The organism is Streptomyces sp. NBC_00433 (assembly GCA_036015235.1).
Classification (GTDB): domain Bacteria; phylum Actinomycetota; class Actinomycetes; order Streptomycetales; family Streptomycetaceae; genus Actinacidiphila.
The window spans coordinates 8,130,598-8,156,639 of record CP107926.1 but is presented as its reverse complement, the minus strand read 5'-3'; the positions used below and the strand labels follow the sequence as shown (position 1 = coordinate 8,156,639).

Here is a 26,042-nt window from a genome sequence, read left to right as displayed (position 1 = left end):
CAGGATAGGCCGGTCGGTCCGGGGGGGGCGGTCAGGCACCGCGCCGGCGCTGCCGGGCGGCGTAACTGCGCAGCGCCCGCAGGAAGTCGACCTCGCGGAAGGCCGGCCAGTGGGCGTCGCAGAAGTACAGCTCGGAGTGGGCGCTCTGCCACAGCAGGAAGTTGGACATCCGCTGCTCGCCGCTGGTCCTGATCACCAGGTCGGGGTCGGGGCGACCGGCCGTCCACAGGTGTCCGGCGATGTCCTCGGGGCCGACCTGCTCGGCGAGTTCGGCCAGGGACTGGCCCGACTCGGCGCGCTCGGTGAGCAGTTCGCGCAGCGCCTCGACCACTTCCTGCCGGCCTCCGTAGCCGATGGCGAGGGTGACCTGGGTGCCGGTGGCGCAGTCCTCGGTGGCGGCCACGGCTTCCTTGAGCGCACGGGCCGTACGGTCGGGCAGCGCGTCGAGGCTGCCCGCGACGTGCAGCCGCCGGCGGGCGCCGGGCCGGGTGAGCCTGTCGGTGACGACCTGCTCGACCAGGCCCATCAGGAAGGCGATCTCGGCCTCGCTGCGGCGCGCGAGGTTCTCGGCGGAGCAGACGAAGACGGTGACATGGCCGATGCCGAGCGCCTCGCACCAGCCCAGCACGTCGTCCACGTGGTCGGCGCCCGCCTTGTGCCCCAGGCTCGGACCGGCCAGGCCCGCCTGCCGGGCCCAGCGCCGGTTGCCGTCCATGATCAGACCGATGTGCCGGGGCAGCGCACCGCCGCGCAGCCGTCGGCGCAGCCGGCGCGTGTAGAGGGCGTAGGCCGGAGAGGCGATCCGCATGGTGGTGTCCTTTCCCGTCAGCCGAGCGTAGGACACCACGGCCCGTCCGCCGGGCGGGACATGGGCGGGAACCATGGGGAGTGCGACGGCGTGTAAGCGCTTCCACAGCTTCGGGTTCCCGCACCCCGCGGAGGCGGCGGCAAAGACTCAGCTCACGACCGGTGTGCGCGGGGCGCCCGGAAAATTCCCGGACCGGGTGTGCGCTTTCCCTCATCGCGATGAAACGGAATCGTCATTCCTGATCCCTTATCCTGGGTTCCGGAATGATCGTTCCGTTTCATCTTGCGAAGGAGTTCCATGGCGTCCGAGACCCGGCGCACGCACCACCAGGTCACGTTCGCGGTCCTTGCGGCGGGCGTGAGCGCATACGCGCTGCTTCAGTCCCTGGTCACCCCGGTGCTGCCGACGATCCAGGCCGACCTGCACACCAACCAGAACACCGTCACCTGGGTGCTGACCGCCTATCTGCTGTCGGCCTCCATATTCACGCCGGTCATGGGCCGGATAGGCGACATGATCGGCAAGGAGCGCGTCTTCGTCGCGACGCTCGGCGCCCTGGCGGCGGGATCGCTGCTCGCCGCGCTGGCGACCAACGTGCAGACGATGATCGTCGCGCGGGCCATCCAGGGCATCGGCGGCGGTGTGCTGCCACTGGCCTTCGGCATCATCCGCGACGAATTCCCCCGCGAGAAGCTGAACGGCGCGGTCGGCCTGATCGCCTCGATCCTCGCGGTCGGCGGCGGCCTGGGCATCGTGCTCGCCGGACCGATCGTCAACGCGCTCGACTACCACTGGTTGTTCTGGCTGCCGATGATCCTCACGCTGATCTCGGCCGTCGCCGCCCACTTCTTCGTCCCCGAGTCGCCGGTGCGCACAGCGGGCCGGATCAGCTGGGCACCGGCCGTGCTGCTGTCCGCGTGGCTGGTGGCACTGCTCGTCGCGCTCAGCCAGGCCCCCGTGTGGGGCTGGGGCTCCGGCAAGGTGCTCGGCCTGATCGCGGCGGCCGTCGTGCTCGCCGTGGGCTGGGTGCTGGTCGAACTGCGCGCCGCGACACCGCTGATCGACATGAAGATGATGGCCCGCCCCGCGGTGTGGACCAACAACCTGGTGGCGCTGCTGGTCGGCGTCGGGATGTACGCGGTCTTCGCCTTCCTGCCGGAATTCGTGCAGACCCCGAAGTCCACCGGCTACGGCTTCGGCGCCGGCATCACCCAGTCCGGGCTGATCCTGCTGCCGATGTCGGTGATGATGTTCCTGGTCGGCCTCGGCGCGAACGGCCTGGCCAACCGCATCGGCGGCAAGAAGGTCGTGCTGATGGGCTCGCTGATCGGCGCCGTGTCGATGGCGCTGCTGGCCTTCGCCCACACCAGCACCTGGGAGCTGTACGTCGCCACCGCCATCATGGGCGCCGGCTTCGGACTGACCTTCGCCGCGATGTCCAGCCTGATCGTCAGCGCGGTCCCGGCCGCGCAGACCGGTGTGGCCAGCGGCATGAACGCCAACATCCGCACCATCGGCGGCTCCATCGGTGCCGCCCTGATGGCCAGCGTCGTCACCGCCAGCCCGGCGGCCGACGGCCTGCCGCGGGAGGCCGGCTACACGGCGGGCTTCGCCATGCTGGGCGCCGCCATGGTCGTCGCGGCCCTCGCGGCGACGCTCATCCCGGTCGGCCGGCGCACCAGCCGGGTCGACTTCGCCGACGAGCCGCAGCATCCGGAGATGGCACTGGTCCCCGGAGGTACCGTCGTGGGTGACAAGCCGGAATGAGCTGCCGGGCGGCGGGGACCCGGCGGGAGTGAGCGAGCGACGATGACTGGACACGCGCACCCGAAGGCACCGGGTTCCGGCCGCGCACCGGACCAGGACCCGCCCGCGGCCAAGCCGCTGCGGCGCGACGCCGTACGCAACCACCAGCTGGTGGTCGAGGCGGCCAGGGAGGTGCTCTCCGAATTCGGCACCGACGCCAGCATGGAGCTGATCGCCTCCCGGGCCGGCGTCGGCGTCGGCACGGTCTACCGGCGCTTCCCCAACAAGGAGGCGCTGGTCGACGAGATCGCCGGCCTGATGCTGAGCGAACTCACCGAGGTGGCACGCCGGTCCCTCGGCCTGCCGGACGGCACCGGCCTTGAGCGGTTCCTGCGGGTCATCGGCAGATCCCTTGCCGAGCACCGCGGTTACGCCGACAAGCTGGTCGGCCACTCCAAGACCTCCTGCGTCGAGGTCCTGCGCGACCGCATCGCCGATCTGCTGCTCCAGGCCCAGGAGGCGGGCCGGGTCGCCCCCGGCGTCGAGCTGGGCGACATCATGGCCCTGATCTGGGGCCTGCGCGGCATCGTGGAGACCAGCGGCGCGGTCGTCCCCGACGCCTGGCGGCGCCAGCTCGACATCCAGCTGGCCGGCCTGCGCGCCGCGGACGTCCCCCCGGACAGCCCGCCCGCCGTGACGCGCGCCCAGCTGCGCCGGATCGGCACCGGCCCGGCGGCCACGGCGGGCACGCCCGCGAAGTCGTGACGCCGGCTCCCGTCACGGGAGCCGGCGCCGCCGGTGACCCGCGGCTGTGCACACGGATCCCCATATTCACTTCAAGTGGTCTAGACCCCAGGCGACCCGGCACGGCATAGTGGGTGACGCAAGATCAACGGCCGGTCGACATACGGACCTTCCGCGGTGCCGGGGCGCCGCGGTGATCCGTACCGACCCCCGCCTGTGATGTCGCGCGCCGAACACCCGGTGCGCGGCCGCGGCGGCCAGGGGGCCTTCCGGCATCGCACCGGCGCCACATGCCGGTGCGATGCCGCGGCACCTCGAAGCGGGGTGCACCGCCGGGGCAATGGGTCCTCTGCGGGCGTCGCCCGCCGTGCCGAGGTGAGTGGCGGCCATGCTGCGACCCTGACGCTTCCGTCAGGGTCAAGCGGCACGGCCTTGCGTGCCGGTCACCGTCCGCGGTTCCCGGCGGCCCAGATGCGCGGGTCAGCCCTGGCGGGCCTTGGAGCGCGGGTCCTTGCGGTTGATCACGTAGACCCTGCCCCGCCGGCGCACGATCTGGGCGCCCGGACGGTTCTTCAGCGACCGCAGCGAGTTGCGTACTTTCATGGGGGGCGCCTTTCTCTTCGTGTGCTCGTCATACTCGTCGTGCACGCACCACAACGGCGGCGCCCCCGTATTCATTCCGCACGCGCCGCCCGTACGGAGGAGGACGGCATGAGCGACGAATCCCAGCCCCCGGAAGAAGAGCCGGACTTCTCCCCCGGTTTCTCCAGCCCCGACTTCTCCAGCCCGGATTTCACCGGCCCCGACTCCACGGTCCGCGACTACACCCCGCCGGACTACGTCGTCCCGCCCTTCGAGGGCCCCGACTACGAGGCCGAGGACGCCGACGACCTCGTCCCGGACGAGGCCGGCTTCTCCGCCCCCGGCTATTCGAGCCCCGACTTCACGACGCCGGGGAAGATGGGGGAATAAGCCCCCGTTCGGCCGGAAAGAGGCTCGGCGCGAGCGGCGCACGGCCGCAGCGGGGCGGCGGCGCATGCCGTCCGGGCCCCCGGGGAAAAGCGCTCGCGTCCGGCAGGGGTGCGGTGTTGACTGCCGCGGACGACCTTGCAGCCTCACACTCGCGGAGCGAACAGCTTGACCTCGGTAAGTGACGATGTGACCGTGCGCCCGATCAGCGGGGCGGACGAGGTGGGGCTGTTCTCGCGGCTGCCCTATGTGCTCGACGACGAGCTGGCGGACGACCTCGCCGGGGGCCGGCGGCGGCCCGGGTGGATGTGGGTCGCGCTGCGCGGCGACCGGCTGCTCGCCAGAGTGGGGTGGTGGGGCCGCAGCGGCGACGACACGCCGCGCTACCTCGACGTCTTCGACATCGACGGCGACGCCCCCGACCGGCTGGAGATCGCCGAGCACCTGGTGCGTACCGCGATGGCGGCGGTCGTACCGGCCGGGGCCGTGCCGCCGGAATACAGCCGCTTCCTGCCGCCCGGATGGCGGGAGGACGCACGCGTGCGGCAGGGCGTCGAGGAGCGGATGGCGGTGCTCGAGCGGATCGGGGCGAGGCTCTTCGTGGAGCGGCTGCGGCTGGAGTGGCGGCCGGGGACTCCCGTACCCGCCGCCTCCGGGCGGGTCGGCTTCCGGCCGGTGCGGGACGCCGAGGAGATCCTGGCCCTGATGACCGCGGTGCTGGACGGCACGCTCGACGCCCACAGCCTCGCCGACCTGGCCACGATGAGTCCGGGCGAGGCAGCGGCCGCGCACTACGGCGACGAGCTGGACGGCTACCGCAGCCCGCGCCACTGGTGGCGGGTGGCGACCCTGCCGGACGGCGAGGCCGTCGGCTTCGTCATCCCGGCCCGCAACGACTACAACCCGATCATCGCCTACATCGGAGTGCTGCCGGCCCACCGCGGCCGCGGCCACGTCGACGACCTGCTGGCCGAGGGCACCCGCGTGCTCGCCGCCCACGACGCCCCGCGGATCCGCGCGTCCACCGACCTGGGCAACATCCCGATGGCCCGCGCCTTCGCGCGGGCCGGCTACGTCGACTTCGAGCGCACCCTCATGATGACCTGGTCCTGACCGGCGTCTGGTCCAGGGCCCCGGCCGCGGCGCGGACCACGGCGGCGGCGAGGGCGGCCAGCGGCGGCGAGTCGAGCTTCCACTGCTGCCAGTGGAGCGGTACGTCCATCGGCCGGTCCGCGGCCAGGTCGACCAGGGCGCCCGCGGCGCGGTAGGGGGCGGCCTGCGCGTCGGGGACCATGCCCCAGCCGAGGCCGGCGGCGACGGCGGCCGCGAAGGACTCCGACGCGGGCACGTAGGTCCTGGGCTGTCCCGAGGTGGGGCGGCCGGGGACGAGGCGGCGCAGGAAGCCGTCCTGGATGTCGTCCTTGCGGTCGAAGACCACCATGGGCGCGGCGGGCAGCAGGTCGGCGAGCGTGCCGTGCGCGAGGTGGCGGGCGGCGAAGGCGGGGGACGCGTACGCCCGGTAGGCCATCCGGCCGAGCGGGCGCACCGAGCAGCCCTGCACGGGCTCGGGCGACGAGGTGACCGCGGCCATCACCCGGCCCTGGCGCAGCAGCAGGGCGGTGTGGTCCTGGTCGTCGCGGTGCAGGTCGAAGCAGACGTCGAGGGCGCCCGCCGCCTCGGCGAGCGCGGGCAGGAACCAGGTGGCGAGCGAGTCCGCGTTGACCGCGATCGACAGCGTCGCGGGTCCGGCGCCGCCGGTCAGGCCGATCTCGGCTGCCGCGTCCTGTTCGAGGCGGGCCAGCTGCCGCCCGAAGCGGACGACGACCTCGCCGGAGGCGGTCAGCCGCACCGGCTTGGACCGCAGCAGCAGGACCCGCCCGGTGCGCTGCTCCAGCGCCTTGATCCGCTGGCTGACGGCGGACGGCGTCACATGGAGCCGGGCGGCGGCGGCCTCGAACGTGCCCTCGTCCACCGCGGCGAGCAGCGTGCGCACCTGGTCGAGCGGCAGCCCGGACGTCGTCATCACAATCCCTCATCTTAGCTAAGAAACATGAGCTGGACTGAAGGCGCCGCGCTTCATAGCCTCGGGCTCGTGAACACCGCCCTCCTCGCGGCCCTCGCCGGCCTCGGCACCGGCCTGTCGCTGATCGTGGCGATCGGCGCGCAGAACGCCTTCGTCCTGCGCCAGGGCATCCGCCGCGAGCATGTCGCCGCGGTGGTCGCGATCTGCGCGCTGTCGGACGCCGTGCTGATATCGGTGGGCGTCACCGGTGTCGGCTCCGTGGTCGAGGCGTGGCCGTCGGCGGTCACCGTGACCGGCTGGATCGGCGGCGCCTTCCTGGTGTCCTACGGCCTGCTGGCCGCCCGCCGGGCACTGCGCCCGCGGCGGTTGGAGGCGGCGGGCACCGCGGGCGGCTCGCTGCGGGCCGCGGTGCTCACCTGCCTGGCGATGACCTGGCTCAACCCGCACGTCTACCTCGACACCGTGCTGCTGCTCGGCTCGGTCGCCAACGGCTACGGCGGCTCGCGCTGGCCCTTCGGCGCCGGGGCGGCGACCGGCAGCGTCCTGTGGTTCAGCGGCCTGGGCTTCGGCGCCCGGCTCCTGGAGCGCCCCTTCTCCCGCCCGAACTCCTGGCGGGCGCTGGACGTGGTGATCGCCGGCACGATGATCACCCTGGGGGTGCTGATGGCGGCCCGCACCTGAGCCGGCCGCGTCCCGCGCGGGATGTCCGCGGGCTCGCCGCCGTAGCCCGCGGACTGGAGCGGCGGCCCCGCGCGGGGCGCGGGCGGGCTCGCCGCCGTACGCGGAAGGGTGCGTCAGGGCAGGCGGGCGGTCCATACGCGGCCCTGGGCGATCGGGCGGAAGCCGATCACGGCCGCGTCGTCGCGGCGGTCCGCGGCGGCGGCCAGCAGGCGCTCGCACAGCGCGGCCAGCGGCAGACCGCGGACGCGGGCCTGCTCGGCGTGGGCGGCCAGCGCGGCCATGCCCTCGGTCAGGTCGGTGCCCGGCACCTCGATCAGGCCGTCGGTGTAGAGCAGCAGCGTGTCGCCGGGGCGCAGCTCGCGGTGCCAGGTGGTGCGGGGCATCAAGGGGGCCACGCACAGCGGCAGGTCGGGGCCGTCGCCCTCCAGGAAGCGCGGCGCCCCCGACGCCGGGAGCAGCAGCGGCGGCGGGTGGCCGGCGTTGGACCAGGCCGCGTGCCAGCCGCCGTCCGGGCGCCGCTCCAGGCGGGCGTGCACGGCGGTGACCAGCGGCGCGAGGTCGAGGCCTTCGGCGACCATGTCCAGCCGGGACAGGCTCTCGGCCGGGGTGTTCCGGCGCGACCGGTCATAGGCGATGACCCGCAGCATGCTGCGCAGCTGGCTCATCGAGGTGGCCGCCTCCAGGTCGTGGCCGGCGATGTCGCCGATGGTGAGGGTGACCGAGCCGTCGGGCAGCACCAGCGAGTCGTACCAGTCGCCGCCGATCTCCGCGGTCCTGCTGGCCGGCTGGTAGTTCGCGGCCAGCTCGGCGCCCGGCACGTCGGGGGTGGGGGTGAGCAGGGCGCGCTGCAGGGTCAGCGCGGTGTGCCGGGTGCGCTGGAGCTCCAGCGCCTGCCGCAGCGGGTCGCGCACCTCGTGCAGCACCTCGCCGAGCATCTGGAGGTCGGCGGGCCCCGGCGGCGGGCCGTCGGCGCAGCCGGCGGCGACGGCGAAGGCCACGACCGCCGCGTCGATCACGATCGGCACCATGGTGATGCTGGTGGCGCGGGCGTCGCTGAGCCAGCCCATGGACAGCTCGGGCAGCATCCCGGCAGGCGGCTCGCCCGCCGGGAAGGTGAAGAGCCGCGGCCTGCGGCTCTCGATGACCTGCTGGGCGATCGGGCCGACCTGCCGCGGCTGGTTGCTCATCGGCGGCAGCGCGGGCAGCCCCTCGCGGGCGGTGGAGGCGATCCGGACGGCGCTCAGGGTGCTGTCGGCGCCCGGCAGGGCGGACGGGGGCAGCAGGAAGACGGCGCACACGTCGGTCAGGTCGGGCACCACCGCCTCCGTCACGGCGGCGAAGGCCTGCGGTACGTCGTTGGCCGAGATCACGGTGGCGACCCTGGCCATCAGCCGTTCGCGCAGCCGGTTGCGCCACTGGTCCTCCACGTCGGCGGTGGTGCCGATCCACTCGATGGCGGCGCCGTCGCGCACGATGGGCACCGCCCGGGACTGCACGCGCCGGTAGGTGCCGGACGCGGTCCGCATCCGGAAGGTGCACACGAACATCGACGGGCTGTCCTCGGCCGCCTCCCGCCAGTTGCCCACCAGCCGGCTGCGGTCGTGCGGGTGGACCGCGGACAGCCACTCCTGGTCGATCATCGGCCGCCACGGGATGCCGGTGAATTTCTCGAAGCCGCCGACCAACTCCTGGATCTCGCCGCTGGGCTGCATCAGCCAGACGATCTGGTTCACCGCGGACATCAGCGCCTCGTAGCGCTGGAGCGCCTGGTGCCGGTCCTCGGAGAGCAGATGGGCGCGCTGTGCCGCCTCGACCTGGGCGGTGGTGTCGATGGCCACCGTGAGGACACCGGGGCCGTGCCGGGACACCACGGGCGAGCAGCTGTAGACGAAGTGCCGGACGCCGGAGACGCCCGGGGTGCTGCCGTCGCTGCTGCGCGGGGAGGCGGCCTGGCCGGCGGTGCGGTCGCCGAAGGCCTGGTCGAGCATGGTGATGTAGGGGGCGGCCAGGGATTCGCCGAAGGCCTCGCGGGCCGGGGCGCCGAGCGTGCGGGGGCCGAAGAGGGCGCGGAAGGCGTCGTTGTAGTAGACCAGCACGTGGTCGCCGCCCGCGGTCATCGCGATCGGCACGATGGCGCTGTCGAAAACCTCGGGTTCGAGTTCGGGCGCACCCGTCTCGTGGCCGCTACGCCTCATCCCCCGATCATCGCGCGTGGCGGGGCGGGGGGCACGGCGAACGTGCGCCCGGGGCGGGCCCTGACGGGGCTCGCCGGGCGCGGGGTCTTCCCCGGCGACTTGCGGGAAAGCGCTCTCCCGCAGTCCTGGCGGTAAGGGCCGCACGGCCCGCCGGCGGCACCGGCGCACGCCTCACGCGGAGTCGCGGACCACCAGCCGGGTGGGGGTGATGATCGAGGACACCGCGGGCGCCCCGTCGGGATCGGACGTCGGCTCCAGGGTGTGCAGCAGCAGCTGGGCCATCAGCCGGCCCATCTCCTCGATGTCCTGCCGGATCGTGGTCAGCGGCGGGTCGGTCCACTCCGCCACCGACACCATGTCGTCGAAGCCGACCACGGCCACGTCGTCGGGCACCCGGCGGCCGCGGGCCCGCAGCACCCGCAGCGCGCCCGAGGCCATCACGTCGGAGGCGGCGAAGACCCCGTCGAGGTCGGGAGAGCGCTCCAGCAGTCTCTCCATGGCCCGGGCACCGCCCTCCGGGGTGAAGTCGCCCTCGGCGATCAGCCCCGGTGCGATGTCGGGCAGCACGTCGCGGAAGCCGTCGAGCCGGTCGATCGAGGCGGGCTGGTCCAGCGGTCCCGCGATGTGCGCGATCCGCCGGCGGCCGAGCGCCAGCAGCCGGCGTACGGCGTCGCGCGCGCCGCCGCGGTTGTCGCAGTCGACATAGAGGGTGCGGCGGCGGGCGTCGGGGTCCGGCCAGGTGGGGCGGCCGCCGATCACGGTGGGCACGCCGGCGTTCCGGGCGAGCACCGGCAGCGAGTCGTCGGCGTGCAGCGAGAAGATCAGCGCGCCGTCCACATGGCCGCCGGTCAGGTAGCGCCCGACCCGCTCGTGGTCGGCCGCGCCCCCGGTGAGCAGCAGCACCAGCTGGTTGTCGTGCGCGGCCAGCTCCCGGCTGATGCCGCGGACCTGCTGGGCGAAGAAGGGGTCGGTGAAGAACCGGGACTCGGGTTCCGCGACGACCACCGCGATGGCGCCGTTGCGCCGGGTGACCAGGGTGCGGGCGGCCTGGTTGGGGATGTATCCCAGCTCGTCGACGGCCGCGCGCACCCTTTCCGCGAGCGGGCCGCGTACCCCCGCTCCCCCGTTGACCACCCGCGACACGGTGGCTCGCGACACCCCTGCCCTGGCTGCGACGGCTTCGAGAGTGGGACGCGGGGCGGCGGGCCGTGCGGACAACGGGATGGCTCCTTCGCGCGGCGGACGCGGGACGTGACGCGGGACAGGCACGGGCACATACGGGGAGGCGCGGACCGGCGCGGACGGTGGGCCGACGGCCGGGCAGGCCACAGCGTATCGGGTCGGCGGGTGACGTGAGAGCGCTCTCCGGATGCATCCGGCAGGACGATCGCGCATGCCGCCGCTACGGTGGGTGAGGGGAAGAGCAGCAGGGACAGCAGCCAAGGAGAGCAAGGGAAGACACCCATGACCCACATCCCCAGCCTCACGCTCAACAACGGCACCTCGATCCCGCAGCTGGGCTTCGGGACCTACCAGATCGAGCCGCAGGACACCCGGGAGGCGGTGCTCACCGCGCTGGAGGCCGGTTACCGCCATATCGACACCGCGGAGATGTACGGCAACGAGAAGGAGGTCGGCCAGGCTGTCAGGGACTCGGGGCTGCCGCGCGGCGACGTCTTCGTCACCAGCAAGCTCAACAACGGCTACCACGCCTACGACGACGCGCTCGCGGCCTTCGCCCGCAGCATCGAGGACCTGGACCTGGAGTACATGGACCTCTTCCTGGTCCACTGGCCGCTGCCCGCGGTCGGGGACTACGTCGAGACCTGGAAGGCGATGGAGGATATCTACCGCTCCGGCCTGACCAAGGCGATCGGGGTGTCCAACTTCCAGCCGTCGCATCTGGAGCGGCTGCTGCGGGAGACGGGCACGGTCCCTGCGGTCAACCAGATCGAGGTCCACCCCTATCTGGCGCAGGACGACGTCCGCGCCTTCGGCGCCGACCACGGCATCGCGACCGAGGCGTGGTCGCCCATCGCCCAGGGCAAGGTGCTCGACGACCCGGTGATCACGGAGATCGCCGAGCGGGTGGACCGCTCGCCCGCGCAGGTCACGCTGCGTTGGCATGTGCAGCGCGGGGACATCGTCTTCCCCAAGTCGGTGACGAAGGCCCGGGTCGAGGAGAATTTCCGGCTCTTCGACTTCGAGCTGACCCCGGACGACATGGCGGCGATCACCGCACTGGACCGCGGCGAGCGCTTCGGCCCCGACCCGGACACCTTCAACTGGATCCCGAGCTGAGCCGGCCGACCCCCTCCGCGCCAGGTTCCTTTGCGCGGGCGGTCGGCGTGCAGGAATGCGACGGGACGGTCCCCTGACGGGCCACACCGGTTCCTGTCGCGACCCCGCCGCCGCACGCGCGAGGTTCGGCGAGACAGCCGAGGCGTGGCCGGCAGCGCAGGCGAACCTCAAGCGGTCGACCGGGAACCGGACCGGGGCATCCTCGACCTCCACGTCCTGCCGAGGTGGGGCACGACGCCTCCGGACCGCGTCCGGTACGACGACGTGGCGCAGTGGCCGGCCGACCTGTCGGCCACCGGCCGCGAGCTGAGCGCGCGGAAGGCGTACGTCGTGCTGAGCAGCGCTCACGTGGTGCGGGCGTATGTCGACGAGAAGGGCGTCCTCCATCTGTACACCCCCAAGGACCACCGAGCGCCGCTCGGTGCCGCTCCACCGGTTCCACCTCGGCGAGCCGGCCACCCATATGGCGGGCCGCACGCCGGACCAGCTCCTCTTCATCGCGCCCCAGGGCGGCCCCTTGCGGAGCAGCAACTTCCGCAGCCGATTCTTCGACCCGGCGGTCCGCGCGGCCGGACTCGGCCACCTCCACCTGACCCCGTACAAGCTGCGCCACACCGCCGCCTCGCTCGCCATCACCGGCGGCGCCGACGTGAACGTCATCCGGACGATGCTCGGCCACAAGTCCGCGGCCCTCACCCTCGACGTCTACGGCCATCTCTTCGCCGACCGCCTCGACGAGGTCTCCGACAAGATGGACGAACGCCGGACCACGCTGCTTGCCAAGGCGCGGACTCCGCATGCCAAACCGCTGCGTCCGCAGGGTGGCCGACGCCGCTACGGTGATCGCGAAGTGCTGGCGGCGATCCTGTTCGTGGCCACGACGGGGTGTACATGGCGGCAGCTGCCACCGGTCTTCGGCCCGTCCCGGCCGACCGCGCACCGGCGGTTCACCGAGTAGAGCCGGGCCCGAGTATGGAGCAAGCTCCACCGCCTGGTCCTGGACGAACTCGGCGCGCGTGGCGAGTTGGACTGGTCCAGGTGCGCCGTCGACTCCGTGAACATGCGCGCGACAAAAGGGGGACCTGACGGGTCCGAGACTACGAACACCTGCGCCGGTGGCTCCGCTCCCGGAACATCACTCCGCGCATCGCCCGCAGAAGCATCGAGTCCTCCCAGCGGCTGGGCCGCCACCGTTGGACCGTGGAGCGCACGGTGGCGTGGTTCGCCGGATGCCGCCGCCTGCACCGCCGCTACGAGCGCAAGGCGGAACATTTCCTGGCCTTCGCCGGGATCGCCGCCGCCCTGATCTGCTATCGCCGTCTTGCCAGGTAGGCGGTTCACCAGTTCTCCGTATCCCGTTGCAGCGGGCTGTCCTGCGGACAAGCATGGCCGTCATGGACCGACCGAGGCAGATCATCGAGTGCGGAGACTTCGTCCTGCGGTGCTGGCGGGGGCAGAGCGACTTCGCTCCGGCATTCAAGTTGATCGAGGAGTCTCTGGACCACTTGCGCCCCTGGGAGTCGTGGGTCGCCCGTCACAGTGCGAAGAGCACCCGAGACTTCCTCGCGATGTCCGAGTCGAAGTGGGCAAGCGGTGACGTGTACAACTACGCCATCGCCAAAGACGGCACTCTCATTGGAATGTGTCAGACCTACCGCGGGGCCGAGCCTCAGGTCCGGCGCATGGGGTACTGGCTGCACCCCGCCGCCACTGGCCAGGGCATCGCCACTAGAGCAACGGCGGCCATGGTCACCGAGATGTTCACGCTGCCGGACGTGGAGTACATGGAAATCGCGCACGACCTGTCCAACACTTCCAGCGCCGCGATACCACGCCGATTGGGCTTCACCGAAGTCCTGCGTGAGCAGGGAACACCGCCCGCGGCTCCCTCAAGCAGCGGGATCGAAGTGGTCTGGCGGCTGAACCGTCCTACGCCGCCCGTCAACGGCACTCCCTGCCCCTGAACATCCGCACCCATCGAGCTCAGCTCTCGTCCCTTCGGCACCAAACGAGACGACCTCTAAGGATCATTGCGTCCTCCAGGACCGCACGAGCACCGCTGAACCACTCTGCCCGCGAAGACGCCGGTTGTGACCGACGAACAAGGACGGGACCCAGGGTCAGCGCTGCCGGCCGTGCTCCACTGCCTGTCCGCGCCGACCACCGGCCCGCAGCAGATCTCTGCGCCGTCCCCCATCAGCAACCTACCGCTCGACCTCCGCGGACCAGATTTTCGGGACCCGTGTGATCCCTCCGCGTTGGACTCAACCGCCGGCTTCGCGCAGAAGACCAGGACGCGCACAAGCCACCGCCTGTGCTCCCCTGTAAGGGCCGCCGCCTCTGTAGGAAAGCCACCGTCGATGACGGTGACGCCGCCCATGCGCGTGAGGATCGCGTACGTCCGCTCACCCGCGTTCGGCCTGGCCGATGGGGAATCACTACGCCCGTCCCGAATCGTCGTCTCCTCAACGCTTCCGCGCCACCCCGGCCGGGTGGTACGCCGGGGACATCAACTGTCTGCAAGCATGCTTCGTCCGATCACGACGGGAACTGTCCATGGAGGGCCTGGCGGAGAGCGTCGACGGCGAGCTCCCGGCCAACGGTGGCTGCCCGGGTCGCCCGCAGGCTGTCGAGCACGAGGAAGTCGTGGACTGTGCCCAGGACGCGTACAGCCGTGACCTCGACACCGACGTCACGGAGGCGCGCCGCGTAGGCTTCGCCCTCGTCCCGCAAGATGTCCGCCTCACCGGTGACGACCAGGGCGGGCGGCAAATCCGTGAGCTGCTCGGCCGGCGCCCGCAGCGGGGAGGCATACGGCTCGGCCCGCCGTCGCGGGTCGGGGACGTACTGGTCCCAGAACCACGCCATGCCGTCCCGCGTCAGGTAGTAGCCGTCTTCGAACTGCCGGAAGGACCCGCTGTCCATCCCCGCGTCTGTGACCGGGTAGAGCAGCACCTGCGCCCTGAACCGCAGGTTACCGCGTTCCTCGGCCAGGAAGGTGAGCGCCGCGGCCAGGTTCCCGCCGGCGGAGTCCCCGGCCAGGGCGATCCGCGTGGTGTCCAGGCCGTGTGCGCCACCCTGCCCCGCGATCCATGCGCCGACCGCGTGGCTCTGCTCGATCTGTGCCGGGTACCGCGCCTCGGGCGCCCGGCAGTAGAGGGGGAAGACGACGGCGGCACCCGCACCGGTGGCCAGTTCACGGACCAGACGGTCGTGCGTGGTCTCGTCGCCGAAGACCCAGCCCCCGCCGTGCAGGAACAGCACGGCAGGCAGATCGCCACGGGCGCCCGCAGGACGGACGATGCGGGTCCGGACCCTCCCGTACCGGCCGGCGTCGACCGTCACCCAGGTCTCCTCGACCACCGGTTTCCCCACTCCTCGCCCGGCCTGGAGCGCGACCAGACGCTCACGCCCCTTCTCCGGCGGCAGCTCGTAGCTGCGCGGGTGGGGGAAGGTCGCACGGGCCACCGCCAGCGCGGGCTGTTCGAGAACCGGTACGGGAGGTGGTGGAAATCCGGTCATGAGAGGGCCTCTCCCCGCGTCGTGGGGGCGCACGCCTCGCCGCCGGGCTTTTCCCCGGCCGGGCTATACCCCGCAGGGGGCGTGCGATGGAGGGACAATCCGTTCTTCCTTTCCAAGCCTGATGCCCGCCGAGACCCGACCTGCGCCGGCCCTGGCCTGGGTTTCTCCCATTCCGGCTGCCGTCGGCCCCCACTCCTGATGGACTGCAGGCCTCGTTCGAAGGCTTGTACACCTCAAGCGAAGTCCCCTGGCTTCAGTGGGTCGGCGGCCGGAGGCCGTAACGCTTGATCACGTCGTCGAGCCAGTCCGGCTCTCCATAGGTAAGGCCGAACTTGGTGGCCAGGGCAGTGAACTCGTCAGTGTCGTGGAGACTTCTGGAGGCGGATTCGGTTTTCTTGCCGTCGACCAAAAGTTCACCGAGTTGGCGAAAATAGTCCTCGAATCCACCGGGCGTGATAATCTCAATGATTCGTCCGGGCATGTCTCCCGCATTCCACATCGCATGCATCTGGCCGCGTGGCTTCGTTATGTAACTGCCCGGCCCGAGAACCACCTCACTGTCGTCCGAGCGGAACCCGATTTCGCCTTCCAGGACAAAGGAGTGCTCGTCTTCTCCAACGTGCTTGTGGGGTGCGGTGATGAAGCCGACAGCGAAGGGGTGCTCCACAATCGACACCTCACTGCCGGTATCACGGGCATAGAGCTTGTAGGTGGCCCCGAATCCGGGGATGGCAACCTCCTCCCCCTCGCCCGGACGCACCACGTTGACGCCACGCGCACCTTTGCCGGTCATAACTTTCTCCTTCCGTCGTTGTCACGCCTCTGGTTCATCGGGCGTCTCTTCAGGCGGAGCGGAATTCTTCGAACTCCGACCGCGGGCGCAGGCCTGATATCACCAGCGAACCCACCAGCCACGTGGGCGTGCCCGCGATGCCGAACTGTTCGGCCAGCCCGGACGACTGCTCGACGTCCTGCGCGGGCCCCGGTTTCGTCATCGCCACCGCCAGTGCGCGTATGACACCACTGGCCGCCGCATGGTGCTGCACCACCGCCGGCGCGCCGATGTCCTCGCCGCGGACGAAGTGGGCTTCGAACAGTGCCGCATAGAGCGCGGGGAAAGCCCTGGGTCCATGACGGCGTGCCCATTCAGCGACGGTGAGCGCGAGAATGGTGTTGGGAAGCCGGGCGGGCCAGTGCAGAAAGAGGCCGACGGAGCGCGCCTCGTTCTGCAGAAACTCATACATCGGACCCTGCCGAGGGCCCGCCTCGATGCCCTCCTGCGGGATCTCCGGGTGGATCGGAAGCGGGATGCTCAGCACCGTGAAACCGCGGGCGGTGAGAATGCGCGATCGGTCCTGTCCGACGTAGCAGAAGGGGCAGACGATGTCGTACCAGTGCAGGACAGGCGCGGTGGCTTCCGCTCCTGCCGGGCGAGAAATCGCCGATCGACATGATTCCACCGTCGCGCACCCTCCCACGGACTGCAAGCCCGGCCTCGGCGGCACAGGTGCGATGGTGTCCCTGCGCATCTCCAGGTAATTTGGGCTTCGAGTGGGGTGTGCCGACGGCCGCCTTCGGTGGTCTCAGGAGCACCGGATTGGACGAGCCGGATGACCAGGTCAGCCACCGGGAATCGACTGTTCCACCTGCTTCAGACCCATGCTGTCAACCCCACGGTGATGCTCGCGCACAAATTGGATCACCCGCCGCCGGGTGACGCACTGCTGGAGACGACCGGGCTGCGCACGGGGCTTCCCCGGCGCACGCCGGTGTGTGACGGGCTGACCGACGAGGTTTTCTGGCTGGTGGCCCAGCGCGGCTACGAGACCGTCGCGCCTGGTCCCACGAGTTCTCCCGCTGCTCGGATTCATCGGAGCGCCCCTGCTCGTCGCCTCCTTCACCGCCGTGCTGTTCGACGTCCGGGGACGAACCTCCGCGCAGTCGGGGCTCGCGGGCACTTCCGATCGCACTGTGGGAGTTCTCACTGGGCGTGTGGCTGATCGCCAAGGGCTTCAAGCCCTCACCTGACGACGCGGGTTGAGCGATTGTTCGGAACAGGGTGGTGGGTCAACGGGGACCGGCCTGGCGCAGGTACCTCGGTACCTGCGCCAGGCCGGTCCGCACCCGGACTACCGGCTCACACGCGCTGGAGGGCGAAGCGCTGGTTGGCACCGCCGCCCGGGGTCCACTGCGAGATGCGGGCGCTGTCGGCGGTCGACGCGTTGAACACGTCCATCGCCAGGCCGCTCTGGCGGTTGACCAGGCTCACCGTGCCTCCGCCCTGGTCCACCACGCGCCACTGCTGGCTCGCGGCGTTGGAATCGGGTTGCTGGCTGATGTCGGCGCCGGTGCTCGAACTCGCGACCTGCAACACCAGGCCGCTGTGCCGCGCCCGAATCCGGTAGTAGCCGCTACCCGAGTCGACGAAGTCGAACTGCTGGTTGAGCCCGCTGGACACCGGCCACTGGATCAGCAGCGCGCCGGCCGCGGTGGACGCGCCGTTGATGTCCGCGGCCTTGCCGCTGTGCTGGGCCACCAGCCGGTAGTACACGCCGGTCTGCGGACCGCTGCCGCCGCCCGGCGTCTCCACCGGTCGCCGGGACAGCGCCAGGGCCTGGCCGACATCCGGCAGGGGCCGCAGCCGGTAGGTGTAGGAGTAGTCCCGGTTGGCGAACAGCTTGTACTGGTCCAGAGTCTGCGCGCCCCAGCTGTCGTTGCCGCCGACACCCATCTGGCGGTGGTTGAGCCGCAGCACGACCTCCGACCGCCGCGTCAACTGGTAGTCGTGCCGGGCACCGGTCGACAGGTCCTCCGGGGTGAAGTGCGACGCGTTCACCTCGAGCAGCGGTTCGCCGAACGCGAGCAGGCCACGGCCGCTGCCGTTGACCAGCGCTACCCACCGCACGTCGGTCTTGTTGCCGTTCTCCTGCGGCCGGATGTAACCGGTCCACTGCCCCGAGACGGTCGAGGAGTACACACCGACGTCGGACCCGCTGTTGCGGTCCCAGTGGTTCTCCTCCGGCCCACGGCCGTAGTAGCGCACCTGCTCCAGGTCCGCGGGCAGGAACAGGATCGTGCCCACCTCCGGTATGTACGGCAGGCTGGTCGCCCCGGGGTGCAGGGTGTTGTCCACCTTGATCTCCCCGTTGCCGTACACCGTGTACGTCGTGGTGTACGTCGACGTGGTGCTGGTCGGCAGGGTGCCGGTGACCGCGATCCGGACCGCGCGGTCCGACGGCTTGCTGACGGAGAACCCGGTCACGGTCCGGTCCAGGCCGGCACGCCGCCAGGTGCCGTTGCGGCTGGGCTGGCTGTTGCCCCGGTCGTTGTCCGTGGGCGCGCGCCAGAAGTTCGGCACCGGGCCGGAGTTGACCAGCCGCACGCCCATCGCGTCGAACGAGCTGATCGTGCCGGTCGCCTTGGCGAAGACGACGGTGAAGTCCGTGCCCGCGACGGTGACGCGGTCACTGGCCTCGGTGACCGTCAACGCCGGCACGTCCGCCACCGGCGTCGGCACGACGGGCGGGCTGGAGAAGTTCACCGGGAGCTGTTGCCGCGCCACCTCGTACCCCGCGTCGGCCCAGGCCGTGGTGGCCGTAAGGGTGAACGACAGTTCGAGGAAGTGCTCCTCCCCCGGCGCCGGGGCTGTCGGCCGCTGCACGGGCAGCTGCACGGTCTTGCTCGTCAACGGCGCGATGTCGAGCTGCGCGGCGGTGAGCGCTCCACTTTGGACGACTGTGCCGTCGGCGACCAGCGCCCACCGGCCGGTGAACTCGTTGACGTTGGTGAACAGGTTCTCGTTGGTGATCTTGACGACCCCGCTGGTGACGTCCGCGCCCGCCGAGACGGTGATCGCCTGGTAGACCCGCTTGACCTCGGCCGCCTTGCCGGCCGGCCGCCGGTCCGCGGTGACGATGCCGTTGGCACAGAAGTTGCCGTCGTTGGGGTTGTCGCCCCAGTCGCCGCCGTACGCGAGGTAGGTCCCGCTGCTGCCCGACGGGATCGGCCGGCGCAGGCCCTGGTCGACGAAGTCCCAGATGTAGCCGCCTTGCAGGACCGGATAGCGCCGGACGATGTCCCAGTACTCCTTGAAGTTGCCGTTGGAGTTGCCCATCGAGTGCGAGTACTCGATCATCACGTACGGGCGGGTGTCGGAGGTGTCCCTGGCGCGGCCCTCGACCGTGGACGGGCTCTCGTACATCCGGGACCGGATGTCGCTGACCTCGCGCCGGTTGTCGCCCTCGTAGTGGACGATCCGGGTCGGGTCGGCCGAGCGGATCGCGTTGCGCATCGTCACGAAGTTGCTGCCGCCGCCCGCCTCGTTGCCGAGCGACCAGATGACGACCGACGGGTGGTTCTTGTCGCGGTGCACCATCTGGACGGCCCGGTCCACGACGGCCGCGGTCCAGGCGGAGTTGGAGTCGGGGTAGTTGTCCCGCACGCCGTGGGTCTCCAGGTTGGCCTCGTCCATGACGTAGATGCCGTACTCGTCGGCGAGGTCGTACCACACCGCGTTGTTGGGGTAGTGCGAGGTCCGGACGGCGTTGATGTTGAGCCGCTTCATCAGCTTGATGTCGGTGACCATGTCCTCGCGGGTCAACGCCTGCCCGCGGTCGGGGTTCGTCTCGTGCCGGTTGGTGCCGCGCAACGACACGGGCTGACCGTTGATCCGCATCAGGCCGCCCGAGAGCGTGAACTCGCGGAAGCCGACCCGTGCCGACGCGGTCTGGGTGACCGCGCCGGACGGGTCGCGCAGTTGCAGCACGGCGGTGTAGAGGTTCGGGTGCTCGGCCGACCAGAGCTTCGGGCCCTGGACGGCCTGGGAACCCTGCGCCGTCGCGTCCTGCCCGACCGGCACCGCGCCCACGTTCACCGGTACCCGCAGGGGCGACGGCCAGACTGCCTGCCGGTTGGCGTCGTAGAGCTGGACCTCCACCGAGTACGTCCCCGACTGCTGCGCGCCGCGGCTGCGCACCGCGACCTTCACCGCCAGGTCGGCGTTGGTGTAGTTGTCCCGCAGCGGGGTGGTGAGCGTGAAGTCGCGCAGATGCACCGCGGGCACCGAGTACAGGAAGACCGGCCGGAAGATCCCGGACAGCCGGATCATGTCCTGGTCCTCCATCCAGTCCCCGTCCGGGAACCGGTAGACCTCGACCGCGACCAGGTTGGAGCCGGCCCGGACGTAGTCGGTGACGTCGAACTCGGCCGGCGTGTACGAGCCCTCGCGGTACCCGACCTTCGTTCCGTTGACCCACAGGTAGAACCCGGACTTGACGCCCTCGAAGTGCAGGTGGACCCGCCGCCCCTGCCAGGCGGCCGGGAGGTCGAACCGCCGGCGGTACTGGCCGACCGGGTTGAACCGCGTCGGCGCGAACGGCGGCTGGGCGTTCTCGTTCTGCCCGTTGGCGCCCCACCAGGGGTAGGTGAAGTTGGTGTAGATCGGGAAGTCGTAGCCGTGCTGCTGCCAGTTGGCGGGCACCGGGATGGTCGGCCAGGCGGTGTCGTCGACGTCGGTGCGGTGGAAGTTCAGGTCACGGTCGGCGGGCTTGGAGACGTGCTTGAACCGCCACGTCCCGGTGAGGTCGAGCCGGTACGGCGACGTGGTGCGGTCGGCGTCCAGCGCCTGCTGGAGGTCGGCGTACGGCATGGAGGTCGCGTGCGGCGGCTCCGAGTTGACCTCGAAGATCCCGATGTTGTTGTTCCACTCGGGGTAACCGTTGGGCGGGTCCACCCACGCGGCTGCCACTTCGGGTGCCGCGCCGGGCGCGCCCGACGCGATCCCGCCCGGCAGGGCCACGACCCCCAAAGCGGCGAGCCCCCCGCCGAGAACCGTGCGCCGGCGGATGGATCGTCCTTCGTCCTGCGGCTCGATCATCATCATCTCCCATGAGTGCGTGGAACCGTGATGGCAGCGTCAGGTCCGCAGCTTCCGCTGCCGGTTCAGTGCGGGCTGTGCTTCGACATCGCCCAACGCGGGCACCACCAGCGCCACCGGGATCGTCGATACGGGGTGGGCGCGAGGTGGCCGACCGCGCGACATCCGGCTGGGGCGCGGGCTCTTCAACGGTCGGGAACCGAGGCACCGCACACCAGATCGCCTCCCTCGTCGCAGGCCACGGCTGAGGCCCGTAGCGGGACCATCCCAGCGCCAGGAGTGTGGCACGATCGCGGTCGAACTGGCCAGACTGCGTCCCACTTATCTTCACGGACGCAAACGCGCTTCTGCCGAATGAGTCGGACTCATTTTTCGCGGGAGTAATTGTCGAGATCTGTGGATCAGTTGAGGTGGATCACGCTGCGAGGGTCTCGTCTCGTTCAACGAGGAGGCCGTTTTCGAACCTTGCGCCGGCTCGGACGAGGGCGACGAGGTGCGGTGCGGTGGCGGATCTTGGGATGGACGCCGTCGGCCCAGACGTAGACGTAGTCGGATTCCGCCAGGTCACCGCGCTGGAAGGCGACGTGGTCGGCGGTCCACTGCTGCGTCAGCCGGGTCACCGTGGCCGGCGACAGCCCGGCCGGGGAGCCCAGGAACTGTTCCATCGCGGGCACGAAGTCGCCCGACGACAGGCCGTGGAGATAGAGCAACGGCAGCACCTCGCTGATCTTCGGGGACTTCCGACACCACGGCGCCAGGATCTTCGAGGAGAACCGCTGACGTTCACCCGTCGTCTCGTCGACCCGCTTGTCGTTCACGCGCGGGGCGGCCACCTCGACCGGCCCAGCCGCCGTGGTCACGGTCCGCGGCCGGTGCCGGCCGTTGCGGACCACCAGCCGGCGACCAGCCTCGTCACGCTGCCCGGCGAGCTCGGCTGTGTACTGGTCCACCTCCGCCTCCAGGGCGGCGGCCAGCATCCGCCGAGCACCCTCGCGGACGATCTCGTCGATCAGGGAACCGGCCTCGGTGGTGCCGTCTTCGTTGACTACGCTGAGCACGGGCGTGCATTCCCGACCCGCGTTCGCAGCGCGGGCCTACTCAGTGACTTGAGATCACTCACTCGGGAAGGTACGCCCTTCGCGCGTCCTCCAGAGGAGCTGATCCACAAGTCCTGAGCATTGCTCGAAGCTGCAGCAGATCGTGCGCCGGATGAGCTTGTTCCGGTCTGACGGACACCGCTGGTGTGGTGCTCAGACTGCGAGTGCGGCTTCGGCGAGACTCAGGTAACTGAGGCTGCTGTACAGGCGGTGACAGATGCTCTGGCCTGCCCGGACCTCGGTGGGCGCGAGCCATCCCGCCTGCTCAGCCCTGACAACGAGGACTTCATAGCCCAGACGGCCACCGCCCGAAGCTCGGCCGGCCCTTCACCCGCTTGCCCATCCGCAAACTCGCCGCCCCTGCGGAAACGCATGACCGCGTCATCCCGATCGGCCGCGAGTGGTCTCGTCAGGCGCGACGCGGATGATCGTCTTGCCCTGGGCGTGGTGGCCGGCCGCGAAGGCCTCCGGAGTCTCGGCGAGCGGGCGCACCTCGCCGACGATCGGCCTGAGACGGCCGTCCCTGACCCGCAGTGCGAGGTCGGCGAGACGGGCGCGGTCGGGTTCGACGACGAAGAAGACGGCCCGCCCGCTCTCGGGGGTGGCCGTGGGCGGCGCGGCGATGGTGACGAGGGTGCCGCCGGCACGCACGAGCGCGGCCGAGCGTTCGAGGATCTCCCCGCCGATCACGTCGAAGACGACGTCGACCTCTCCGGTGTCCTCCAGCCGGTCCGCCTGGAGGTCGACGAAGGCCTCGGCGCCCAGGCCGAGAGCGGTGTCCCGGTCGCGGGCCCGGCCCGTGGCGATCACCCGTGCGCCCGCCTCGCGGGCGAGCTGGACCGCGATCGAGCCGACACCTCCGGCAGCGCCGTGCACCAGGACCGTCTGCCCCGCCGCGAGCCCGCCGTGGTCGAACAGACCCTGCCAGGCGGTCAGGCCCGAGATCGGCAGCGCGGCCGCCACCGTGTGGTCGATGCCGGCGGGAAGAGGGGCCAGGTTGCGGGCCTCGACCGCGGTGTACTCGGCCAGCGACCCGTCGCGGCTCCAGTCGGTCAGGCCGAAGACCCGCTGGCCGACGCTGAGGCCGGTGGTGCCGTATCCCAGCTCGGCGACGACCCCGGACAGCTCGTGGCCCGGCACGCTCGGCGTGCGGTCGCGGCCGGCCCGGTCGGCCCACGTGGTGGGCCAGTCGAGCTCCCCGCGCGTGAAGCCCGCGGCGTGCACGCGCACGATGACGTCGTTCTCGGCGGCGTGCGGATAGGGCAGTTCCGCCAGGGTGAGTCCGCCGGTACCGGCTTCCCGGTCGCGGACGGTGATGGCTTCCATGGGCCTGCCTTCAGGAGCTGCGCTGGAACAGTCGAGAACACCGATGCCCCCTGCGAGCAGTCATGACTCCTGCCACGACATGATCTCGACCGTACGGGCCAAGCAGCCCATCCACCCGGACCACCTCCCAGCCGTCGCCGACAGCAGCAGAACGCGAATGCCTGCCGTGTCGCCCGGTCATCCGGGAGGAGGGAAGGCTCCGACCAGCGAGCCCGACGGATACGTTTGGGGACGCTCCCCCAGTCCCGTCACCCCGCACCCATCGCCAACATCAGCGGCCTGCCGGTAATGGACCTGTTGGTCAGCTCCCCCGTCTCCCGGCCAGAGCGGGAACTGTTGATGATCAGTCCCCGTCAGCTTCCCCCGATGCGATCGCCGCTTCCCCGCCGACACCATGACCCGCTTCCACTGCATGCTGCGACTGTTCGGTTACCGTTCCTGATGTTCTGTGCGCCACGCGCCGCTCCGGCTGCGCCGGCCCGAGCCTGATCCACTGCTCGCCGGTGGGCCGTCCTGCCTGCGCGGCGGGTTCCCCTTGTCTCCCGGAAGCGACCCTTTATGTACACGACCCCTGCCGAACTCGCCGCATTCGTCCCGCAGGCCCTCGCGCAGGTGAGGACCCGCGCCCCTCTTGTCCAGTGCCTGACCAACACGGTGGTCACCGACTTCACCGCGAACGTCCTGTACGCGCTGGGCGCCACACCGGCCATGGTCGATGTTCCGGACGAGGCCGGACCGTTCGCAGGGATCGCCTCCGCTGTCGTGATCAACCTCGCGACGCCGCACGCGGAACAGCGGACCGCCATGGCCGAAGCGGCCCAGGCGGCCGCTTCCGCCGGTACGCCGTGGGTCCTCGACGCGTTCACGATCGGCCCGCTGCCGGTACGCACCGCGCTGGCACACCAGCTCGTGGAGCTGCGGCCCACGGTGATCCGGGGCACACCGGAGGAGATCATCGCGGTCGCGGGTGACAGCGCCGGCGCACAGGGCGCGGATGACTCCGCCGAGACCCTCCAGGCCGCAGAGGAGACGGCGCGCACACTCGCCCGCCGGACCAGCGGCGTGGTCGCCGTCTCCGGACCCGTGGACTTCGTCACCGACGGGACGCGCGACGCGCGCATCGCCAACGGGGACGCCTTGCTGGCCCAGGTGGCCGGGGGTGCCGGCGGCGCGCTGGCCGCGGTGATGTCCGCCTTCGCGGCGATCGACGAAGACCGGCTCGCCACGACGGTGGCAGCCGTCACCGTCTACAAGGTCGCCGCCGAAGTGGCCGCACAACAGGTCGCCGGGCCAGGGAGCTTCGCCGTCGCGTTCCTGGACGCACTCGCCGCGCTGACGGAGCAGGATCTACTCGAACGGGCGGCTCTCTCGTGATGTGAGCAGCCTTCTGGCCGCCCCATGACTACAGAGCGCACCCCACCCCTGTCCTGCCAGCAGGCGACCGGCCCTTCCAGCGCCCACACTCCGGCCGTGCCGCGCCGGGTGCGCCCCAGGTCAGCGCCCGGGAGCGGTCCGTCCCGTGTCCAGCGGTTGTGAGGCGTCGGTGAGGTCGGCGCCGGTGTCGGCGTCCCGCTGGGAGTGGCCGGTGCCGTGCCAGTCAAGGCACATGACGGTCGCGTCGTCCTCCAGGTGACCATCGCCGGCGTCGACGATCGCCCCGATGAGGGCGCGGGCGGCTTCGCGGGGGTGCAGCGCGCGGGTTCCGGCGATCAGGTCCGGCAGGTCCAGGCTCTTGGCGTTGCGTTCCAACATGCCGTCCGTCAGCATCACCAGCCGATCCCCCGGCCTCAGGTCGAGCGACTGCACCCGGTAGGAGTGTGGAATCCGGACGCCGAACGGCATATCGACCTTCGGGACGATCTGCCGCACTTCCCCGTTCCGCAGCAGCAGCGGCCAAGGGTGCCCGGCGTTGACGAACTCGGCTCTGCCGTCGAGCAGGCTGATCCGCAGCAGCTGACCGGTGACATAGCCTTCGCGGCCGTGGTCCCGCATCGCCCGATCGGCTTCATCTGCTTGCTCAAGGAGGCTTCCGCCCGCCCGCCGTGCCCGGCGCAACGCACCGACCACGAGGGTGGCCAGGAGCGCTGCCTGGACGTCGTGGCCCATGGCGTCGGTGACGGACAGCTGGACGGCGTCCCGGTCGATCACGTAGTCGAAGGTGTCACCCCCGACGAGGTCGGCGGGCTCCAGCGCCCCGGCGACCGCGAACTGCGCCGCCTCGCACGCCAGCGACGCCGGGAGCAGCCGGTGCTGGATCTCCGCGGCCAGGCTCAGCGGGCTGGTGCGCCGCCCCCACTGGTACACGTCGGTGAAGGACCGGTTCGCGATGACGATGTAGGCCAGCGCGTGCGCACTCTCACCGATCTCCCGCAGCACCTCCGCACCCGGCGTCGCGGGCAGGAACAGTTCCAGGAGTCCGATGGCGTCGCCGCGGTTGGTCACCGGGGCCACGACCCGGGTATACGTCCCCCGGCCGCTGTCCTCGATGGCCGGCTGCTGGGTGCGGATCACGTCGTCGTAGACGGTGCCCCGCAGCGTGATGCGCCGGGCCGGCTCACCCGTGTCCACGCTTCCCGCAGTGCCCAGCCGCACCACCGAACTGCCGGTGAAGTCGGTGATCAGGAAGGACACCGACGCCGCCCCGAGATGTTCCTTGAGCATCCGCGCCACCACGTCGAGGGACTCCACCGGCGCCGCTGCCTCCGCCGCCCCCAGGACCCCCGCCAGCGACAACGCCGAATCCGGGCGCATCCCG

At 71.1% G+C, this 26,042-nt stretch carries 20 protein-coding genes and 3 pseudogenes; 11 read left to right on the top strand and 12 right to left on the bottom strand.

Going from position 1 to position 26,042, the window contains the following annotated elements; translation table 11 throughout:
* Window positions 1–31 precede the first annotated feature (31 nt).
* Window positions 32–808 (bottom strand): polyprenyl diphosphate synthase, encoded by a 777-nt coding sequence (gene uppS / locus OG900_35230; protein WUH94883.1) that lies wholly within the window; start codon window positions 806–808, stop codon window positions 32–34.
* A gap of 297 nt (window positions 809–1,105) precedes the next feature.
* Here uppS and OG900_35225 point away from each other — a divergent pair, with 297 nt between their 5' ends.
* The gene (locus OG900_35225) at window positions 1,106–2,575 is read left to right on the top strand and encodes an MFS transporter (GenBank protein WUH94882.1); all 1,470 of its coding nucleotides are present in this window, start codon (window positions 1,106–1,108) and stop codon (window positions 2,573–2,575) included.
* A gap of 42 nt (window positions 2,576–2,617) precedes the next feature.
* Window positions 2,618–3,319, top strand: coding sequence for a TetR/AcrR family transcriptional regulator (locus OG900_35220; GenBank protein ID WUH94881.1), 702 nt, complete (start codon window positions 2,618–2,620; stop codon window positions 3,317–3,319).
* A 459-nt stretch (window positions 3,320–3,778) separates the two neighbouring features.
* Here OG900_35220 and ykgO read toward each other — a convergent pair whose 3' ends face one another.
* On the bottom strand, window positions 3,779–3,901 hold the full coding sequence (ykgO, locus tag OG900_35215; GenBank protein ID WUH94880.1) for a type B 50S ribosomal protein L36: 123 nt from the start codon (window positions 3,899–3,901) through the stop codon (window positions 3,779–3,781).
* A gap of 108 nt (window positions 3,902–4,009) precedes the next feature.
* Between ykgO and OG900_35210 the strand changes: the two genes are divergently transcribed.
* Window positions 4,010–4,270, top strand: coding sequence for a hypothetical protein (locus OG900_35210; protein ID WUH94879.1), 261 nt, complete (start codon window positions 4,010–4,012; stop codon window positions 4,268–4,270).
* Window positions 4,271–4,456: 186 nt separating this feature from the next.
* A complete protein-coding gene (locus OG900_35205; GenBank protein ID WUH96040.1) occupies window positions 4,457–5,380 on the top strand; it encodes a GNAT family N-acetyltransferase in 924 nt (307 codons plus the stop codon).
* Here OG900_35205 and OG900_35200 read toward each other — a convergent pair.
* Window positions 5,361–6,290 carry a LysR family transcriptional regulator ArgP gene (locus OG900_35200; GenBank protein ID WUH94878.1) on the bottom strand — a complete coding sequence of 310 codons (930 nt, stop codon included), beginning with the start codon at window positions 6,288–6,290 and terminating at the stop codon, window positions 5,361–5,363. The two genes, OG900_35205 and OG900_35200, sit on opposite strands and share 20 nt — an antisense overlap.
* Window positions 6,291–6,359: 69 nt before the next feature.
* Here OG900_35200 and OG900_35195 point away from each other — a divergent pair, with 69 nt between their 5' ends.
* Window positions 6,360–6,971, top strand: coding sequence for a LysE family transporter (locus tag OG900_35195; protein WUH94877.1), 612 nt, complete (start codon window positions 6,360–6,362; stop codon window positions 6,969–6,971).
* Window positions 6,972–7,084: 113 nt separating this feature from the next.
* Here OG900_35195 and OG900_35190 read toward each other — a convergent pair whose 3' ends face one another.
* Together OG900_35190 and OG900_35185 are read right to left on the bottom strand one after the other, a co-directional pair.
* The gene (locus OG900_35190; protein ID WUH94876.1) at window positions 7,085–9,166 is read right to left on the bottom strand and encodes a SpoIIE family protein phosphatase; all 2,082 of its coding nucleotides are present in this window, start codon (window positions 9,164–9,166) and stop codon (window positions 7,085–7,087) included.
* 171 nt (window positions 9,167–9,337) lie between these two features.
* Entirely contained in the window at window positions 9,338–10,384 is a 1,047-nt protein-coding gene (locus OG900_35185; GenBank protein WUH94875.1) for a LacI family transcriptional regulator, read from the bottom strand.
* 246 nt (window positions 10,385–10,630) lie between these two features.
* On the opposite strand from OG900_35185, the gene OG900_35180 reads away from it, so the two are divergent.
* From OG900_35180 to OG900_35165, 4 genes and pseudogenes are all read left to right on the top strand, one after another.
* On the top strand, window positions 10,631–11,467 hold the full coding sequence (locus OG900_35180; protein ID WUH94874.1) for an aldo/keto reductase: 837 nt from the start codon (window positions 10,631–10,633) through the stop codon (window positions 11,465–11,467).
* 463 nt (window positions 11,468–11,930) lie between these two features.
* Window positions 11,931–12,128: pseudogene (locus OG900_35175) on the top strand (site-specific integrase).
* Window positions 12,129–12,218: 90 nt separating this feature from the next.
* A pseudogene (locus OG900_35170) lies at window positions 12,219–12,799 on the top strand (transposase).
* A 53-nt stretch (window positions 12,800–12,852) separates the two neighbouring features.
* Entirely contained in the window at window positions 12,853–13,431 is a 579-nt protein-coding gene (locus OG900_35165; protein ID WUH94873.1) for a GNAT family N-acetyltransferase, read from the top strand.
* A gap of 574 nt (window positions 13,432–14,005) precedes the next feature.
* Here OG900_35165 and OG900_35160 read toward each other — a convergent pair.
* From OG900_35160 to OG900_35150, 3 genes are all read right to left on the bottom strand, one after another.
* Window positions 14,006–14,989 (bottom strand): alpha/beta hydrolase, encoded by a 984-nt coding sequence (locus OG900_35160; protein WUH94872.1) that lies wholly within the window; start codon window positions 14,987–14,989, stop codon window positions 14,006–14,008.
* 253 nt (window positions 14,990–15,242) lie between these two features.
* On the bottom strand, window positions 15,243–15,782 hold the full coding sequence (locus tag OG900_35155) for a cupin domain-containing protein (GenBank protein ID WUH94871.1): 540 nt from the start codon (window positions 15,780–15,782) through the stop codon (window positions 15,243–15,245).
* A gap of 49 nt (window positions 15,783–15,831) precedes the next feature.
* Window positions 15,832–16,449 carry a DsbA family protein gene (locus OG900_35150; protein WUH94870.1) on the bottom strand — a complete coding sequence of 206 codons (618 nt, stop codon included), beginning with the start codon at window positions 16,447–16,449 and terminating at the stop codon, window positions 15,832–15,834.
* A gap of 219 nt (window positions 16,450–16,668) precedes the next feature.
* Here OG900_35150 and OG900_35145 point away from each other — a divergent pair, with 219 nt between their 5' ends.
* Window positions 16,669–16,989 carry a nitroreductase family deazaflavin-dependent oxidoreductase gene (locus OG900_35145; protein ID WUH96039.1) on the top strand — a complete coding sequence of 107 codons (321 nt, stop codon included), beginning with the start codon at window positions 16,669–16,671 and terminating at the stop codon, window positions 16,987–16,989.
* A 137-nt stretch (window positions 16,990–17,126) separates the two neighbouring features.
* Here the strand turns inward: OG900_35145 and OG900_35140 are convergent, their stop codons facing one another.
* The 3 genes and pseudogenes from OG900_35140 to OG900_35130 all read right to left on the bottom strand — a co-directional run bounded on the left by OG900_35140 (window position 17,127) and on the right by OG900_35130 (window position 23,287).
* Window positions 17,127–20,870 carry an RICIN domain-containing protein gene (locus tag OG900_35140; protein WUH94869.1) on the bottom strand — a complete coding sequence of 1,248 codons (3,744 nt, stop codon included), beginning with the start codon at window positions 20,868–20,870 and terminating at the stop codon, window positions 17,127–17,129.
* A gap of 503 nt (window positions 20,871–21,373) precedes the next feature.
* Window positions 21,374–21,922 (bottom strand): annotated as a pseudogene (locus tag OG900_35135) (transposase).
* A gap of 420 nt (window positions 21,923–22,342) precedes the next feature.
* Entirely contained in the window at window positions 22,343–23,287 is a 945-nt protein-coding gene (locus OG900_35130; protein ID WUH94868.1) for an NADP-dependent oxidoreductase, read from the bottom strand.
* Window positions 23,288–23,845: 558 nt separating this feature from the next.
* Here OG900_35130 and thiM point away from each other — a divergent pair.
* Window positions 23,846–24,661 carry a hydroxyethylthiazole kinase gene (gene thiM, locus OG900_35125; GenBank protein WUH94867.1) on the top strand — a complete coding sequence of 272 codons (816 nt, stop codon included), beginning with the start codon at window positions 23,846–23,848 and terminating at the stop codon, window positions 24,659–24,661.
* Window positions 24,662–24,781: 120 nt separating this feature from the next.
* Here thiM and OG900_35120 read toward each other — a convergent pair whose 3' ends face one another.
* A complete protein-coding gene (locus tag OG900_35120) occupies window positions 24,782–26,020 on the bottom strand; it encodes a serine/threonine-protein phosphatase (GenBank protein WUH96038.1) in 1,239 nt (412 codons plus the stop codon).
* Between the last annotated feature and the right edge of the window lie 22 nt (window positions 26,021–26,042).

What these genes read in the sequence shown, in the direction of transcription:
- uppS (WUH94883.1), bottom strand. Translation starts at nt 808, where the DNA reads ATGCGGATCGCCTCTCCGGCCTACGCCCTCTACACGCGCCGGCTGCGC.
- OG900_35225 (WUH94882.1), top strand. Translation starts at nt 1,106, where the DNA reads ATGGCGTCCGAGACCCGGCGCACGCACCACCAGGTCACGTTCGCGGTC.
- OG900_35220 (WUH94881.1), top strand. Translation starts at nt 2,618, where the DNA reads ATGACTGGACACGCGCACCCGAAGGCACCGGGTTCCGGCCGCGCACCG.
- ykgO (WUH94880.1), bottom strand. Translation starts at nt 3,901, where the DNA reads ATGAAAGTACGCAACTCGCTGCGGTCGCTGAAGAACCGTCCGGGCGCC.
- OG900_35210 (WUH94879.1), top strand. Translation starts at nt 4,010, where the DNA reads ATGAGCGACGAATCCCAGCCCCCGGAAGAAGAGCCGGACTTCTCCCCC.
- OG900_35200 (WUH94878.1), bottom strand. Translation starts at nt 6,290, where the DNA reads ATGACGACGTCCGGGCTGCCGCTCGACCAGGTGCGCACGCTGCTCGCC.
- OG900_35190 (WUH94876.1), bottom strand. Translation starts at nt 9,166, where the DNA reads ATGAGGCGTAGCGGCCACGAGACGGGTGCGCCCGAACTCGAACCCGAG.
- OG900_35180 (WUH94874.1), top strand. Translation starts at nt 10,631, where the DNA reads ATGACCCACATCCCCAGCCTCACGCTCAACAACGGCACCTCGATCCCG.
- OG900_35165 (WUH94873.1), top strand. Translation starts at nt 12,853, where the DNA reads ATGGCCGTCATGGACCGACCGAGGCAGATCATCGAGTGCGGAGACTTC.
- OG900_35160 (WUH94872.1), bottom strand. Translation starts at nt 14,989, where the DNA reads ATGACCGGATTTCCACCACCTCCCGTACCGGTTCTCGAACAGCCCGCG.
- OG900_35155 (WUH94871.1), bottom strand. Translation starts at nt 15,782, where the DNA reads ATGACCGGCAAAGGTGCGCGTGGCGTCAACGTGGTGCGTCCGGGCGAG.
- OG900_35145 (WUH96039.1), top strand. Translation starts at nt 16,669, where the DNA reads ATGCTCGCGCACAAATTGGATCACCCGCCGCCGGGTGACGCACTGCTG.
- OG900_35140 (WUH94869.1), bottom strand. Translation starts at nt 20,870, where the DNA reads ATGATGATGATCGAGCCGCAGGACGAAGGACGATCCATCCGCCGGCGC.
- OG900_35130 (WUH94868.1), bottom strand. Translation starts at nt 23,287, where the DNA reads ATGGAAGCCATCACCGTCCGCGACCGGGAAGCCGGTACCGGCGGACTC.
- thiM (WUH94867.1), top strand. Translation starts at nt 23,846, where the DNA reads ATGTACACGACCCCTGCCGAACTCGCCGCATTCGTCCCGCAGGCCCTC.